We start from the raw sequence: 16,009 nt of genomic DNA, 5'->3' as shown, positions 1-16,009 counted from the left end.
ATTAATAATTCGGTGGTTTCCAAGGAGGAGAAGGTTTTTTCAAAATAATGATTTTAACAGAGGAAGCAGGGTAATAGTTCAGAATCTGAGAGATAATATTGTTGCATAACAGTTGATTATCTAAATGGACAAAATGATGTTGCTGGATAAGGCGCTGTAACTTTTTTATTAATAAATAAGTATTATTGCTTTCAATTGAATCGTAAGTAAAAATATCATCTGATAAAGATATTACCTGATTATAGAGATAATGCCGATAAAACAAATACATATGCAGTTTTTCAATTAAGAGTAAAGATTGTATAATCTGTTTTTCAGTTAAATTTCTTTTTTTTTCTGAGGGAATTGCATAAGAATAGACAAAAAAGTATTTTGTTATAAATTGGATAAATGACTGTATAAAATGGTAATGATTTTCCACCGTTTTCATGACTTTCTTTTCATCGAAACTATGATTTGTGTGCAATGATTCAACTCCTCTCCTAAACATTTCCTCACGATTCATACAATGTTAATCTGCAAAAGCGGTACAGGCGCTTACTTCTAACACTTATTATTCTTTTCTTTATTTTTATCTTTCTCTTTTTCTTTGTCTTTCTCTTTCTCTTTACTTTGACACTTCGAACAAGTACAAGGGATTACATTTGTGTCCTTACAGTTATTATTTTTTTGATTATCACATTTTTTCTCGCATTTTTGAGAGCATTTGTCTTTATCTTTTGAATCGCTCTTTTCATGACAAGCCTCATCATCAATCGAAATAACTTCTTCTAACTTAAATTGAAGTAATGTTTGAGAACTGACAATTGATCGCAGCATCTTATTGACGCTTGCATTTATCTTTATATAATCTTCAACGTTACAAGGGTCCTTTTTTAAGAAATGTTGTATTTTTTCCCCTTCTGCATTCAAAATATGGGATAAACCAATCTCCTCTAATGCGATCGATGCAAGTAATAAATTGATCGTTTCACAACGGGTTAGTGAGATTTTTGGAGTTATGTTAGGAATAGTAGGTAATGACATATAGATCCTCCAATCCATTTTGGCCTTTGCCATGATAAATGACTAAGACGTTCTTTATAATATATGAGTTATGGAGTAATTGGTGCCTAGTTATTTGAAATTGGAGTGGATATAAAATCAGTTTTTGAAAACTCTTTTTTATCGGAAAACTAGAGCTGCTTGAACAAATTTGTGTTATGTAATGCAAAAGTTTTCTATGAAATCTGAGCACACTGCTGCGATTTCCCTTTTTAAAAGATTTTGTTTCACTAAAGGATCTATAAGTGAAAGTAAGCTCCAATTAAATAAATTTTATTGCACTAATTTTTTAGGAAAATAAAATGCGTGTAGACAAAGTATAAATGCAACTTTATCTACACGCTTGGAAGTGAAGGTTAGTGCAAACAGGTCAATTTAGGATTATTCTGTAATTTGGTAAATTGACCAGTGGATAGGAGTTGATGGTCCACCTAAGTCAATGTTAACTGTTAATCCATCTGCTACATAGAATAATCCAATTTCGTCATTTTGATCTAACTCTACAACTCCGGATAATGTGACAGTTCCATTTCCAAGAATACCTCTGACATTGATTAAACCGATACCAAGAAGGTCTAATGATAGATTTAATACTGGGAATAATCCAAAAATTAAATCATCTGTCGTTGGCGTAGTTCTTCGAACAACGAATGCAGGTGTTGCCGCATTGATACCAATAGTTAATGCAACTAAAGTCTCGTAGGAGATTGTTGCAGATATTGCATATCTTCCTGTAGCTGGAACCGTATATACTCCAGTTGCAGGGTTAAAGTTTCCGCTGTTAAAGTATGGTGATGCAATAGACCAGCTACTAATTTGTGCATTGGCACTTACAGAAACAGCATTAGCAATTGCAGAGAAACCTTCTTCCATTAAATTCGGTCCAGTAGGTCCAGTAGGTCCAGTAGGCCCCGTAGGTCCAGTAGGCCCCGTAGGTCCAGTCGGTCCAGTAGGCCCTGTAGGTCCAGTCGGTCCAGTCGGTCCAGTCGGTCCAGTAGGCCCAGTCGGTCCAGTAGGTCCAGTAGGCCCAGTCGGTCCAGTCGGTCCAGTCGGTCCAGTAGGTCCAGTAGGTCCAGTCGGCCCAGTAGGTCCAGTAGGTCCAGTAGGTCCAGTCGGCCCAGTAGGTCCAGTCGGCCCAGTAGGTCCAGTAGGCCCTGTTGGTCCAGTAGGTCCAGTCGGCCCTGTAGGTCCAGTAGGTCCAGTCGGTCCAGTAGGCCCTGTAGGTCCAGTCGGCCCTGTAGGTCCAGTAGGTCCAGTCGGCCCAGTAGGTCCAGTAGGTCCAGTAGGCCCTGTAGGTCCAGTAGGTCCCGTAGGTCCAGTCGGCCCAGTAGGTCCAGTAGGTCCAGTAGGCCCTGTTGGTCCAGTCAGTCCAGTAGGTCCAGTAGGCCCAGTAGGTCCAGTAGGTCCAGTCGGTCCAGTTACTCCAGTCGGTCCAGTAGGTCCAGTCGGCCCAGTAGGTCCAGTCGGCCCAGTCGGTCCAGTCGGTCCAGTTACTCCAGTCGGTCCAGTAGGCCCTGTCGGTCCAGTAGGCCCTGTCGGTCCAGTAGGCCCTGTTGGTCCAGTAGGTCCAGTCGGTCCAGTAGGTCCAGTAGGCCCAGTCGGTCCAGTCGGTCCAGTAGGTCCAGTCGGTCCAGTAGGCCCCGTAGGTCCAGTAGGCCCTGTAGGTCCAGTAGGTCCCGTAGGTCCAGTCGGCCCAGTAGGTCCAGTAGGTCCAGTCGGCCCAGTAGGTCCAGTCAGTCCAGTAGGTCCAGTCGGCCCAGTCGGTCCAGTAGGTCCAGTCGGTCCAGTAGGTCCAGTCGGTCCAGTAGGCCCTGTAGGTCCAGTAGGCCCTGTAGGTCCAGTAGGTCCAGTCGGCCCAGTCGGTCCAGTAGGCCCAGTAGGTCCAGTAGGTCCAGTTACTCCAGTAGGTCCAGTAGGCCCAGTCGGTCCAGTAGGCCCTGTCGGTCCAGTCGGCCCCGTAGGTCCAGTCGGTCCAGTAGGTCCAGTAGGCCCTGTAGGTCCAGTAGGTCCAGTAGGTCCAGTAGGCCCTGTAGGTCCAGTAGGTCCAGTCGGCCCCGTAGGTCCCGTAGGTCCAGTAGGCCCAGTAGGTCCAGTCGGCCCAGTCGGTCCAGTAGGTCCAGTAGGTCCAGTCGGTCCAGTAGGTCCAGTAGGCCCTGTCGGTCCAGTAGGTCCAGTCGGCCCCGTAGGTCCAGTCAGTCCAGTAGGCCCAGTAGGTCCAGTAGGCCCAGTAGGTCCAGTCGGTCCAGTAGGTCCAGTCGGTCCAGTTACTCCAGTCGGTCCAGTAGGTCCAGTCGGCCCAGTAGGTCCAGTCGGCCCAGTCGGTCCAGTAGGTCCAGTAGGCCCTGTCGGTCCAGTAGGCCCTGTCGGTCCAGTAGGCCCTGTTGGTCCAGTCGGTCCAGTCGGTCCAGTAGGCCCCGTAGGTCCAGTAGGCCCTGTAGGTCCAGTAGGTCCCGTAGGTCCAGTCGGTCCAGTAGGTCCAGTAGGCCCAGTAGGTCCAGTCAGTCCAGTAGGTCCAGTCGGCCCAGTAGGTCCAGTCGGTCCAGTCGGCCCAGTAGGTCCAGTAGGTCCAGTAGGTCCAGTTACTCCAGTCGGTCCAGTAGGTCCAGTAGGCCCAGTAGGTCCAGTCGGTCCAGTAGGTCCAGTAGGCCCAGTAGGTCCAGTAGGTCCAGTTACTCCAGTAGGTCCAGTAGGCCCTGTAGGTCCAGTAGGCCCTGTCGGTCCAGTCGGCCCCGTAGGTCCAGTCGGTCCAGTAGGTCCAGTAGGTCCAGTAGGCCCTGTAGGTCCAGTAGGTCCAGTAGGTCCAGTAGGCCCTGTAGGTCCAGTAGGTCCAGTCGGCCCCGTAGGTCCAGTCGGTCCAGTCGGTCCAGTAGGTCCAGTAGGTCCAGTAGGTCCAGTAGGTCCAGTAGGCCCTGTAGGTCCAGTAGGTCCAGTAGGCCCAGTAGGTCCAGTAGGTCCAGTAGGTCCAGTTACTCCAGTCGGTCCAGTAGGCCCTGTCGGTCCAGTCGGTCCAGTAGGTCCAGTAGGTCCAGTAGGCCCTGTAGGTCCAGTAGGTCCAGTAGGTCCAGTCGGCCCAGTAGGTCCAGTAGGTCCAGTAGGCCCAGTAGGTCCAGTAGGTCCAGTCGGTCCAGTAGGCCCAGTAGGCCCTGTCGGTCCAGTAGGCCCTGTTGGTCCAGTAGGCCCTGTAGGTCCAGTAGGTCCAGTAGGCCCTGTCGGTCCAGTCGGAACGTTAGTTAATTCAATATCTACAATTGCAGAGCCATCTGTAACTGTAATGTCTAAAGTTGTGGAATTAAATGTCAGAGTATCGCCTAAGCGCATCTCTGCAACGTCACCAGCGGGACCACTAACGAAGAATAATAATTGATTTGGATCAAATACTCCAGTAGGTCCAGTCGGTCCAGTCGGTCCAGTCGGTCCTCTTGCTCCAGTCGGCCCAGTCGGTCCTCTTGCTCCAGTCGGCCCAGTCGGTCCAGTAGGCCCAGTAGGTCCAGTCGGTCCAGTCGGTCCAGTCGGCCCAGTAGGTCCAGTCGGTCCAGTAGGTCCAGTAACCCCATTATCAGTCAGTTGAACAACTTGCTTTAATTTATTATCTAGGAGTAATTCCTTTTTAATTGCCATTGCTAATGTATCCTGAACACTATCATTAACAGCTAAAATTTCTTCAAGTGTTGCTGGATTAGGCAGACCAGGAATTGTACCTAGCGAATACTGAATTTTTTCCCCCTCAGCATTAATAATGTGAGCAAGCCCTAACTCCTCCATAGCAATTGATGCTAAGAGTAGATTGATGACACTACTTCTACTGAGAGTAATGTTCGGGGTTATATTGGGTAAATTGGGTTGAGACATTCCATTACTCCTTTCTTAAAAATAAGAAACGCGTACCTCTATTTAACTCGTAACTAAACACTCATGTAGTAGAGTGAATTAGTTATAGAACTAAACAGCCGCTACGTGTTCTTTAGTAAGTTATTCAGATTAAAAAAAAGAGTATATATAGTAGCCTATTAATTTAATATTTTCTTTTAAAAAATAATGTAGGTACCAAAATTCAACGAATGTTGAAAATTTTCGGTACCTATAAGGTTTAGAGAAACCATAAAATGATCGAAAACATTGATGAAAACAAAGGATTTTAAGGAAAAAGGATCGTTATAGACATACGGAGGTTACAAAATTATTGGGTGTAAAATCTAGCCATAATAAACTGTGGAGATAATCAACATTATCTTTCAACTATAAAACTTGTATTAGTTCAAGGGTTTTGGATGCTTAATTGAGGTAAATAAGAAGGTTGGTCTATAAATCATTAATAGAGTTATAAAGTCATACATTATCTAAAACGTAGCCCTTCAATAAAGAATAGGTTTTTTTATAACTTAAATTTAACAAAGTGAAAATTAAGAGCCTGTAATTAAATCAATAACCTGTTTTAATTTATTGTCTAAAAGTAGTTCTTTTTTGATGACCATCGCAAGCATATCCTGAACACTGTCATTGACATCTAAAATTTGATCCAGTGTCGCTTCCGGTGATAGTCCTGGAATTGTTCCAATCGCGTATTGAATTTTTTCCCCTTCGGCATTAATAATATGAGCCAGCCCGATTTCCTCCATGGCAATGGATGCAAGTAATAAATTAATCGCATCGTCTCGATTAATGGAAATTTGCGGTGTAATATTCGGTACATTCGGTTGAGACAAACAATATCACCCTTTGAACATTATTGAACTCGTATGGCTAATTGATTAAACAAGAAAATACCAAATGGAAAAATGTGTAATCGATAGCAAACGCGCTCACTTGTAATGTATTCAAAAATAAAAAAAATGCCCTACATTCAGTTCATTTTTCAAAAATTAAATTGAATAAATTTCATTGATGTTATGAAAATAATAAAAAAGTTCGATTTATGTTACATGCATAAACGAACTTTTTAATTTTTTCGTTTATACTATTAATAAATGAAGATGAAGAATAATGAAATATTGTAAAATAGGTGAAATAATATGATAAAAATTGGACTTACCGGATGGGGAGATCATCCTTTGATTTATCGTCCAAATGCCGCCAAACAGGATCGATTATTTGATTATAGTGGTCATTTTCCGATAGTTGAGGTGGATACGTCCTTTTATGCGATACCTTCTGTTAAAAGTATAGAAAAATGGATAAATGAAACACCGAGTACATTTCAATTTATTGTAAAGGCTTATCAAGGAATGACAGGACATTTACGCGATGAGAATCCATATGAGACACGAAATGATATGTTCGAAGCATTTCGACAATGTGCACAAACGTTTCAGAAGGCAAACAAGTTAGCCATGGTCTTAGTTCAGTTTCCACCTTGGTTTGAATGTTCAGTGAAAAATGTTCAATATTTGCGATATATTAAACAACAATTACATGATTTTCCCATTGCGATCGAGTTTCGAAATCAGACATGGTATAGCAAGGATAGAAGACAAGCAACCTTGATTTTTTTAGAAGAACTTGGTTTTATTCATTCTGTATGTGATGAACCACAAGCAGGTGTTGGGTCAATTCCTTTTGTTCCTGTTGCTACCTCCAATAAGACGCTTGTACGAATTCATGGTAGAAATGTATTTGGATGGAGAAATTCAGGATCGACTGAAAATTGGAGAGAAGTTCGTTTTTTATACGATTATAACAATGAAGAACTTTATGAATTAGCTGCAAATATTAAAGAATTGGAAACACAGTGTGAGGAAGTGTATGTTCTTTTTAATAACAACTCAGGACATCACGCAGCCAAAAACGCTAAACGATTACAAGAAATTTTGGATTTAGATTTTGAAGGCCTTTCTCCAAAGCAATTAGATTTTTTTGAAGGGGAATTTTAATGGAACTACTATTATTAGCAATTATTGCATTATGTTCAGGGATCGTTGGGGCTTTGGTTGGCCTTGGAGGCGGCGTAATATTAATACCAGCAACATTATTTTTTGGTTTAGAAATAGGATTATTTCCGGATATTACACCTCAAAGAGTTGTGGGATTATCTGTGGTGATGATGATTTTTACAGGATTAGCATCAACGCTTTCTTATGTAAAAACTAAACAAATTGATTTTAAAAGTGGATTTATCTTTTTTATAGGTAGTATCCCAGGAGCAATGTTAGGTGCATATTTAAATAAAAACTTGGATTTACCTTCTTTTAATTTATACTTTGGTATTTTATTAATTGTTTTATCAACGTTATTACTTGTACGAGATCGATTAAAACCGATTCATTGGTTTGTGAATCATGGGATGAAAAGACATTTTATCGATAAAAATGGTATTGAGCATGAATATGGTTATCCAATTTGGTTTGGAATTATCTTCACCTTCTTTGTTGGGATAATTTCAGGGGTATTTGGCATTGGGGGAGGATCATTAATAGTTCCAGCAATGGTATTATTATTTTTATTCCCACCTCACGTAGCGGTGGCAACATCGATGTTCCTAGTATTTTTAACATCCCTCGTTAACTCTGCAAGTCATATCTATTTAGGGAATGTACCATGGGGTTATACAATACCAGTGATCATTGGTGCTTATGTGGGTGCAAAATTAGGTGCTGCATTAAATAAACGATTGAATTCAAAAACAGTTGTTATTTTATTACAAGTTGTTATGTTTTTAATGGGTGTAAGATCTATTTTAGAAGGATTATTTAATAAGTGAGAGATGGTGTGAAAATGCTTGAGAACATCCATATTTTTCATACAAATGATATACATAGCCATTTTGAGTACTGGGTTCGTATGCAACACTTTATTAAAGAACAACGGGTACAGTATGCAAAATTAGGTGAACCAAGTTTCCTTTTTGATATTGGTGATCACCTAGATCGATCAAATATTTATACAGAAGCTACAGTTGGAAAAGGCAATGTAAAATTATTAAATGAAGCACAATATGATGTGGTAACAATCGGTAATAATGAAGGGATTACCTTGTCTTTTGATGATTTATATAACCTATACAATGATGCTGACTTTGATGTAGTCGTGGCCAATTTAAAACCAATTGAGGGAGAACAACCGAAATGGTTAAAGCCATATACGATTTTACAAACAAAGTATGGTACAAAAATTGGGGTTGTTGGGGCAACTGCTATTTTTGAAGCATTTTATAAAGCATTGAATTGGCATGTGGTTGATCCGAAAGAGAAAATTATTGAAGTAGTAAATGAAATAAAAGATGAAGTAGATATAATCCTTTGTTTGTCCCATTTAGGCATCACAGAAGATGAACTATTAGCAAATCTTTGCCCTTCTATCGATGTTATCTTTGGAGCGCATACCCATCATTTATTCGAGCAAGGGAAAGTCATTAATAATGTATTATTAACAGGTTGTGGAAAATTTGGTTTATATACAGGGCATTTATCATTACAATTTGATCATACCACTCGGAAAGTGATTCAAAAAAAAGAAATTGCTATAGAAAATGCGATGCTTCCTGAAGTCAATGGAGAAGGAGACCTTATCACGAAGCTTGCTGAGCAAGGTAAGCAATTATTAAAAACACCTGTTTTTGAAACGACGAAATTTTATAATAAAGAATGGTTCCACTATTCAGCACTATCGAAGCTTTTTGCAGAGGCGATGTTAGATTTTACACAAGCAGATTGTACAATGTTTAATGCGGGAATCTTTTTAGACCATTTGAAAAAAGGGACCATTACGAACTATGATATCCATAGAATTTTACCTCACCCAATTAATGTGTGTGTGATTGAGCTGTCGGGAAATGAACTAAAAGAAGTCTACTTACAAGCACAAAATGAGGAATGGCCACTATTAGAGTTAAAGGGGCTTGGCTTTAGAGGGACAATTTTTGGAAAAATGCTCACATATCAATTTAAAATGAATGAAAATCGTGAATTGATGATAAATGGTAAAATAGCCGATTTAAATCAGCAATATAAACTTGCAACTTTAGATATGTTTACATTTGGTTACTTTTTCCCGAACTTTAAATATGCAAAAAAACATTACTATTTACCAATGTTTTTACGGGATATACTGGTAGGATTTGTTAAAAATAAGATGTAATCGTCATGAATTGATGAAATTAATAATAAATTTTAACGTTGCTTTAATTTTACTCTTAATAGAGATAGAAACGAGGGAAAAAGCCAATGCGTCTTATATCCATCAATGTGCTTACAACAGGTATGGTTATTGGTAGAACAATTTGGAATGAAGCAGGGCATCCTCTATTACAGAAAAATGTCGTTGTGTCAGATAGTATTATTGAACGACTAAAACAACTTGGTATTCAATATTTATACATTGAGGATGAAATTTCAAATGGAATAGAGATTGAGGAAACTGTCTCACATGCAAAGAGAATGAAAGCTGTAAAACAAATTACAGAATCATTCGATAAAGTAAAAGGACTCAATAGTTATTCAGCATCAATAATTTTAGATCAGCAATCCAAAGTTATTGGAAACCTTGTAGATGATTTATTAAATAGTGTAACAAAAGATGAAGACTTATTAACAATCTTAACAGATACACTTATTTACGATGAATATATTTATCAACATTCTTTTCAAGTAACGCTATATTCTTTAGCGATTGCCAAGGAACTAGGCTATACTTATGGGGATTTAAAAACAATCGGGATGGGCGCATTGTTACATGATGTTGGCAAAATGGCTATCCCAACTGAAATTTTATTAAAGCCTAGTAAACTAACTGATGAAGAATATGAAACAATGAAAAAGCACGCACGATTCGGTTTTGATATTTTACGAAATTTACATACAGTATCTTTACTCGTTGCCCATTGCGCGTTTCAGCATCATGAGCGACTAGACGGAAGTGGATACCCTAGAGGACTAGTAAATGATGAAATACATCCATATGCTAAAATTATCGCTGTTGCGGATGTATTCGATGCAGTCACATCAAATCGAGTATATCGAAAGAAAATGTTACCACACCAAGGGATTAAAATAATTGATTCAGCAAATGGAACATTGTTTGATTCGCGGGTGGTAGAAGCATTAAAACGGTGTATTGTTCATTACCCAAATGGTACGATTGTATTACTGTCTGATGGTAGACGAGGCGTTGTGGCAAAACAAAACTCTGAAAACTCTGCATTACCACATGTGCGGATTTTTGAAGAGAATAATAAGTTATTAAAATCAACGTATTTAATTAGTTTAGCTGTAGAGACTAATGTTTTCATAGAAAAAGTAGAGACAGATTATATTGTGAATATCGAATAGAAATCTCCCCCTGTTCATAAAGTGGAGCAGGGGGAGATGTTTTGTTTTCTCGTCAACCAAGAAGAAGGATGAAGTTTTATTACACAAAACGGCGAAGAAAGGCCAACCGGTTTGCACTTTTTATCATTAGTTTCGTCGTGGCGGTCATTATATTTTTATATACATTAAATGCCCGTTTAATGCCGACATATTTACAATATGCAGAAGTACAGACATTTAAAATTGCATCACACGTAGTAAGTAAAGCAATTAATGCTAGAACGTCTACTGTTTTAGACGTCAATGAAATTATTGAAGATTTACCGTCTGAGTCTGATTATATGCTTACAACCCGTTTCAATACGGAAATTATTAATAAAGTTCGGGCAGAAACTGTTACTCTTGTGAAAGAGCATTTACAACTTGCTGAACAAGGGGATTTAACGCAATTACCAGATTTAGAAAATGTAGAATATGATATAAGTGAAATTCAAAAAGGTGATGGGATTGTATTTTTCGTACCCATTGCCCAAGCTTTGAATTTACCTTTATTGGGTAATTTAGGTCCTAGAGTGCCCATACGTTTTCATATTATTGGAAATGTAGCAAGTGATGTAGCAACATCCTTTAAAGAGTTTGGAATTAATAATGCATTAGTAGAAGTAAATATCCATATTAAAGTGAATGTCCAAATAATAATTCCTTTTGCTAGTAAGCAATCGTCTGTTGAACAAACGATTCCTGTAGCAATCGGATTAGTTCGAGGTCAAGTACCGCATATTTATACAAACGGTGGAGATGGAGCCCAGCCATCGATAGAGGTACCAGTTCCACTAGAATAAGTAATCAAATAAAGAAAGTTAGTTGTTTTCATTTGTAGGAATATGTTACATTGACATCAGTAAAGTTATATTTTTGTACTACTTATGAAAATATTAATCACGAGTTTTTCGAATAAATGATTGGGGCTGAATGAGTATGACTAGTAAACCTACAAATGAAAAAGAAATCTTACGAAAACCCGAATGGTTAAAAATAAAATTAAATACAAACGATGAATATAAAGGTTTAAAAAAATTAATGCGTGAAAAAAACTTGCATACAGTATGTGAGGAAGCAAGATGTCCAAATATTCATGAATGTTGGGGCGAAAGAAGAACTGCTACAATGATGATTCTTGGTGCAGTTTGTACACGCGCATGTCGTTTTTGTGCAGTAAAAACAGGCTTGCCAAATGAATTAGATTTAGCTGAACCAGAACGAGTAGCAGAATCTGTTGAGATCATGAATTTAAAACACGTTGTTATTACAATGGTAGCACGTGATGATTTAAAAGACGGTGGAGCTGGAGTATTAGCAGAAACGGTTAAAGCGATTCGTCGTCGATCTCCTCAAACATCTATTGAAGTACTACCATCGGATTTAGGTGGAGTAGAGGAAAATTTAAAAATGTTAATGGATGCAAAACCAGATATTTTAAACCATAATATCGAAACGGTTCGTCGCTTAACACCAAGAGTTCGAGCTCGAGCAAAATATGACCGTTCATTAGAATTTTTAAGACGTGCAAAAGAAATGCAACCAGAAATCCCTACAAAATCTTCATTAATGATTGGCTTAGGTGAGGAATGGGATGAAATCTTAGAAGTAATGGACGATTTGCGTGCAAACAACGTAGATATTATGACAATAGGCCAATATTTACAGCCAACAAAGAAACATTTACCAGTAAAAAAATATTACTCTCCTTTAGAATTTGGCAAACTACGTAAGATTGCAATGAGCAAAGGGTTTAAACATTGTGAAGCTGGCCCACTTGTACGTAGTAGTTATCATGCGGATGAACAAGTAAATGAAGCAACAAAAACAAGACAGCTTGAAGCAGAGATGAAATAATGGAATAGGTTTGATGTAGATTGGGGGAATTTTTCCATGATAATTGCGGAGGGGTATGCATACGAAATTGTTGAAAACGTCCGAGATGGTTTTCAAGAGGAAGCATTTATTGCACGATTCTCCGATATTTTAACGAAATATGACTATATCGTTGGGGATTGGGGTTATGGTCAGCTCCGTTTAAAAGGGTTTTTCGACGATAGAAATCAAAAAGCAACGTTTGATACGAAAATAAGTACTTTTGAAGACTATTTGTTTGAATACTGTAATTTTGGCTGTGCTTATTTTATCGTTAAGAAAATCGGGAAGGCTCCAAAACAAGTGGAAGCGACAGCAAGTGTTGAGGAAAGTACAATAGAAGTAGAGCAGAATTAAAGTAAAATGAGCTTGGGACAAAAGTGGTTTTCAAAAGATATAGTAAATTATTAGTGTTGAAAATCTACTTTTCAGAAAAAAGTTGATTGGAATGTAGTGTGGCAGACTCCTGCGGGAATAGCATGAGCCGAAAATCCATTTTTGCCGGCCAAAGTCGGCAAAAATTAGTTGAGGCCATGCCCGCGGAAAGCGTCCACACGGAATGGAAATCAACGTCCTTCGTATCAAAAAACCACCATTCAATTATGGAAATGGTGGTTTTTTGGTTTGTAACAGCTCGTTTTTTTTCTTATCTATAATTCGGTGAACTTACCCCAACAACTCAGTTAAATACTCTCTTAGATCTGTTGCTTCTTCTTCTGTTTTATTAAATACATATTCTAAATAACCAGGTTCTTCTAAATCATCTGGTCCAATAATCGCAAAGCGACCAAATTGCATATCTAAGACTAGTACTTTACCAAAAAAACGTGTTGATTGCATAATTGCTAAATCATAGCGCAAGTGATTACCAGTAAAACTTACGAATCTCGTTTTTGTATCTTCTATATCATCGTATAAGAAAAAACGTTCCATTTTGTTTTGTTCTCCTTCCAATTCCTCATAATATGTTACTATAGATAGGAAACGACTATCAACCTTTTTAGATTTGAATGGAGGATCTTAAGCATGTACTTTGTAGATCGAAATAAAATTACGGTTACATTAAAACACTTAGAAGAACTACTAACAATTTTTGAAGGTGATCATAATTGGTTAGCAGATGAAATTTCAAATTTAGCTTTACAACGCATTGGACATAATGTAATTGAAGCAATGATGGATGTAGGGAATTTAATTATTGACGGTTTCATCATGCGTGATCCAGGTAGTTATGATGATATTATAGATATCTTAATCGATGAAAAAGTAATCGAAGCAGAAATGGAAAAACCAATGAAAGATGTAGTTGGTTTACGTAAAATGCTAGTTCGAGAATTTGTGCAAGTAAACAATGAAGAAGTGTTACAAGTACTTACAAATAGTCTTCCTACGATTAAAAAGTTCCCAGACCTTGTAAGAAATTATTTAGAAAATGAGTTAGGACCAGTATCTGCCTTTTTACCGGAGAATGACTAATGAATCAATATAGGGCATACTGTTTTGATTTAGATGGAACGGTATATCGAGGAACTGAAGGAATCGAGTCAGCCATTCGATTCATCCAGGAACTACAACATAACAATATAGACTATTTTTTAGTAACAAATAACTCTTCTAAAACACCTAGCCAGTTGCAAAAGGCATTGGATAAATTTGGTCTTGATGTGCCAGAAGAAAGAATTTATTCAAGCGCATTAGCTACAGCTAAGTATGTCAAACAACATTATCATGATGCGAAAATTCATGTGATTGGTTCCGATGGGTTATTTCATGCAATGAAAGAAGAGGGATTTGAAATCAATGTAGAAGAATTAAATCCTGAAGTAGTTGTCATGGGAATCGATCGCACAATTGACTATATGAAATTATCGAAAGCTGCTGTTGCTGTACAAAATGGAGCCCAATTAATTGGGACTAATGAGGATATGAAATTTCCTTCTGAGATGGGATTCTTACCGGGAAATGGTTCTTTTGTTCGTCTAGTTGCAAATGTTGCTTCAGTAGAACCAGTGTTTATCGGGAAACCATCACCTGTTATGTTGCAAGTTATTCAGGACGAGTATGGTTATCGTAAAGATGAAATGGTGATGATTGGTGACAATTATGACACAGATATTCTTTGTGGTATTCGCTTTGGATGCGACACCATTCATGTAAATACTGGAGTAACGAGTACTGACCAGGTTTTAAAAAAGGAACTTCAACCTACATATTGTGTTGAAAATTTAGATGATTTAATATTAAAAATCCGCGCACAAAATTGATTGTGCACGGATTTTTTTTAGAAAAGTGGGTTATCCTCAATATATTGATAAATCTTTTTTGTAAGCTCTTCTGGCGTGTCAGCTTCGACAACATCACCATTTACAAGAGCGTATAAAGAGCGATCACATGTTGTACAGTAACTTAAGCAACCATATTCTAAAACATCAATGTTTGGATCTTTTTCTAAGATTTCATAAGTTTCTTGTGCACCATTCGCTAGACTACTAATGCAAAATTCAACTAATGGATTCACGCTTGGTCACCTCACTAAATGACATGCTACTAGCTTTTTGTTAATTCGTCAACGAATAGAATATTTTTGTGAAATTATTCACAAAAAAATAAGAAAAGATATTGTGAAAAGTATCACAATAAGATATACTCTTTATGTATAAATTGTGAACGATTTTGCGACAGGCAAAGTTGATTAGAATGTAGGGGAGTATTTTATGAGAAAACTAGTATTACTAGGTGGCGGTTATGGGAATATGCGAGTATTACTTCGTTTATTGCCTAATAACTTTCCAGAAGACACTGTTATCACATTAGTGGATCGAACGCCTTTCCACAGTTTAAAAACAGAATTTTATGCATTAGCAGCGGGCACATCTACTGATAAAGAAATTAGAGTAAGTTTCCCAGAACATCCAAGATTAAAAACAGTTTATGGTGAAATTACAAAAGTTGATTTAAAAGAAAAAACTGTTATTTTAGAGGACGGGCAAGTTGTACCTTATGATGATTTAGTAATTGGTTTAGGCTGTGAAGATAATTATCATGGTGTTCCAGGTGCTGAAGAGAATACTTATAGCATTCAAACAATTGCAAAATCACGTACAACATTTGAAAAGTTATGTGGTTTACCACCAGGATCAACAGTTGGGATTGTTGGAGCTGGATTAAGTGGTATCGAACTTGCAAGTGAATTACGTGAAAGTCGTAAAGATTTAAAAATTAAATTGTTTGACCGCTCTAATCGTATTTTACGTGATTTCCCTGAGAAACTAAGTAATTATGTTAAAGAATGGTTTATTAAACATGATGTTGAAGTAATTGCAAACTCAAATATTACAAAAGTTGAAGCAACTCAACTTTATAATCATGATGAAGTAATTGATGTAGATGCAATTGTTTGGACAGCAGGTGTTCAACCTGTAAAAATTGTTCGTGAAATGGATGCAGAAAAAGATAGAAGAGGACGTCCTCTTGTGAATCAATATTTCCAACTAACTGCTGATGAACATGTTTATGTGATTGGGGATTGTGCATCTTCTGACTTACCAGCAAGTGCACAATTAGCCGAGGAACAAGCAGAACGTGTAGTAAAAGTATTAAGACATCGTTGGAATAATGAACCACTACCAGAAAAAATGCCTGAAATTAAATTAAAAGGCTTTATGGGTTCATTAGGTAAAAAACAAGGCTTTGTTTACTTAGCAGATACAACAGTTACAGGGCGTATTGCACGTTTAATGAAATCAGGATTACTTTGGATGTATAAACGCCAAAATGAACACTAATTGGCTGTAATAAAGAACGTTTTTTGC

16 protein-coding genes are annotated in these 16,009 nt (G+C 38.1%); 10 read left to right on the top strand and 6 right to left on the bottom strand.

All coding sequences use genetic code 11. The features are described 5' to 3' along the window. Position 1: 1 nt before the first annotated feature. From NKR20_RS13440 to NKR20_RS13425, 4 genes are all read right to left on the bottom strand, one after another. Positions 2 to 505, bottom strand: a complete 504-nt coding sequence (locus NKR20_RS13440; protein ID WP_253427014.1) for a hypothetical protein — start codon at positions 503 to 505, stop codon at positions 2 to 4. Positions 506 to 543: 38 nt separating this feature from the next. Next, positions 544 to 1,026, bottom strand: a complete 483-nt coding sequence (locus NKR20_RS13435; RefSeq protein ID WP_253427013.1) for an alpha-helical endospore appendage domain-containing protein — start codon at positions 1,024 to 1,026, stop codon at positions 544 to 546. Between the two features lie 399 nt (positions 1,027 to 1,425). Next, the gene (locus NKR20_RS13430) at positions 1,426 to 4,893 is read right to left on the bottom strand and encodes an alpha-helical endospore appendage domain-containing protein (RefSeq protein WP_253428141.1); all 3,468 of its coding nucleotides are present in this window, start codon (positions 4,891 to 4,893) and stop codon (positions 1,426 to 1,428) included. A gap of 551 nt (positions 4,894 to 5,444) precedes the next feature. Then, entirely contained in the window at positions 5,445 to 5,747 is a 303-nt protein-coding gene (locus NKR20_RS13425; protein WP_121214240.1) for an alpha-helical endospore appendage domain-containing protein, read from the bottom strand. A gap of 306 nt (positions 5,748 to 6,053) precedes the next feature. On the opposite strand from NKR20_RS13425, the gene NKR20_RS13420 reads away from it, so the two are divergent. From NKR20_RS13420 to NKR20_RS13390, 7 genes are all read left to right on the top strand, one after another. After that, on the top strand, positions 6,054 to 6,911 hold the full coding sequence (locus NKR20_RS13420) for a DUF72 domain-containing protein (RefSeq protein WP_121214239.1): 858 nt from the start codon (positions 6,054 to 6,056) through the stop codon (positions 6,909 to 6,911). After that, positions 6,911 to 7,738, top strand: coding sequence for a sulfite exporter TauE/SafE family protein (locus tag NKR20_RS13415; protein WP_121214238.1), 828 nt, complete (start codon positions 6,911 to 6,913; stop codon positions 7,736 to 7,738). The genes NKR20_RS13420 and NKR20_RS13415 overlap by 1 nt, the downstream gene beginning before the upstream one ends. A gap of 14 nt (positions 7,739 to 7,752) precedes the next feature. Beyond that, positions 7,753 to 9,114 carry a bifunctional metallophosphatase/5'-nucleotidase gene (locus tag NKR20_RS13410; protein ID WP_121214285.1) on the top strand — a complete coding sequence of 454 codons (1,362 nt, stop codon included), beginning with the start codon at positions 7,753 to 7,755 and terminating at the stop codon, positions 9,112 to 9,114. Between the two features lie 86 nt (positions 9,115 to 9,200). Beyond that, a complete protein-coding gene (locus tag NKR20_RS13405; protein ID WP_121214237.1) occupies positions 9,201 to 10,304 on the top strand; it encodes an HD-GYP domain-containing protein in 1,104 nt (367 codons plus the stop codon). A 68-nt stretch (positions 10,305 to 10,372) separates the two neighbouring features. Further along, entirely contained in the window at positions 10,373 to 11,125 is a 753-nt protein-coding gene (gene yunB, locus NKR20_RS13400) for a sporulation protein YunB (RefSeq protein ID WP_121214284.1), read from the top strand. A 136-nt stretch (positions 11,126 to 11,261) separates the two neighbouring features. Beyond that, complete coding sequence (gene lipA, locus NKR20_RS13395) at positions 11,262 to 12,179, top strand: lipoyl synthase (protein WP_121214236.1); 918 nt, start codon at positions 11,262 to 11,264, stop codon at positions 12,177 to 12,179. Positions 12,180 to 12,215: 36 nt separating this feature from the next. Then, the gene (locus tag NKR20_RS13390) at positions 12,216 to 12,554 is read left to right on the top strand and encodes a YutD family protein (protein WP_121214235.1); all 339 of its coding nucleotides are present in this window, start codon (positions 12,216 to 12,218) and stop codon (positions 12,552 to 12,554) included. A gap of 309 nt (positions 12,555 to 12,863) precedes the next feature. Here the strand turns inward: NKR20_RS13390 and NKR20_RS13385 are convergent, their stop codons facing one another. Further along, complete coding sequence (locus tag NKR20_RS13385; protein WP_121214234.1) at positions 12,864 to 13,130, bottom strand: DUF3055 domain-containing protein; 267 nt, start codon at positions 13,128 to 13,130, stop codon at positions 12,864 to 12,866. A 93-nt stretch (positions 13,131 to 13,223) separates the two neighbouring features. Between NKR20_RS13385 and NKR20_RS13380 the strand changes: the two genes are divergently transcribed. Next, positions 13,224 to 13,673, top strand: a complete 450-nt coding sequence (locus NKR20_RS13380; RefSeq protein ID WP_121214233.1) for a DUF86 domain-containing protein — start codon at positions 13,224 to 13,226, stop codon at positions 13,671 to 13,673. Then, the gene (locus tag NKR20_RS13375; protein ID WP_121214232.1) at positions 13,673 to 14,461 is read left to right on the top strand and encodes a TIGR01457 family HAD-type hydrolase; all 789 of its coding nucleotides are present in this window, start codon (positions 13,673 to 13,675) and stop codon (positions 14,459 to 14,461) included. The genes NKR20_RS13380 and NKR20_RS13375 overlap by 1 nt, the downstream gene beginning before the upstream one ends. Positions 14,462 to 14,478: 17 nt before the next feature. Here the strand turns inward: NKR20_RS13375 and NKR20_RS13370 are convergent, their stop codons facing one another. Further along, entirely contained in the window at positions 14,479 to 14,715 is a 237-nt protein-coding gene (locus NKR20_RS13370; RefSeq protein ID WP_121214231.1) for a YuzB family protein, read from the bottom strand. A 196-nt stretch (positions 14,716 to 14,911) separates the two neighbouring features. Between NKR20_RS13370 and NKR20_RS13365 the strand changes: the two genes are divergently transcribed. Next, positions 14,912 to 15,982 carry an NAD(P)/FAD-dependent oxidoreductase gene (locus tag NKR20_RS13365; RefSeq protein WP_121214230.1) on the top strand — a complete coding sequence of 357 codons (1,071 nt, stop codon included), beginning with the start codon at positions 14,912 to 14,914 and terminating at the stop codon, positions 15,980 to 15,982. Positions 15,983 to 16,009 lie beyond the last annotated feature (27 nt).

The sequence above is a fragment of the Ureibacillus endophyticus genome, assembly GCF_024159215.1.
Lineage (GTDB): Bacteria > Bacillota > Bacilli > Bacillales_A > Planococcaceae > Ureibacillus > Ureibacillus endophyticus.
Note: the sequence above shows the minus strand (reverse complement) of the source record. Positions and strands in the feature narration are given on the sequence as shown.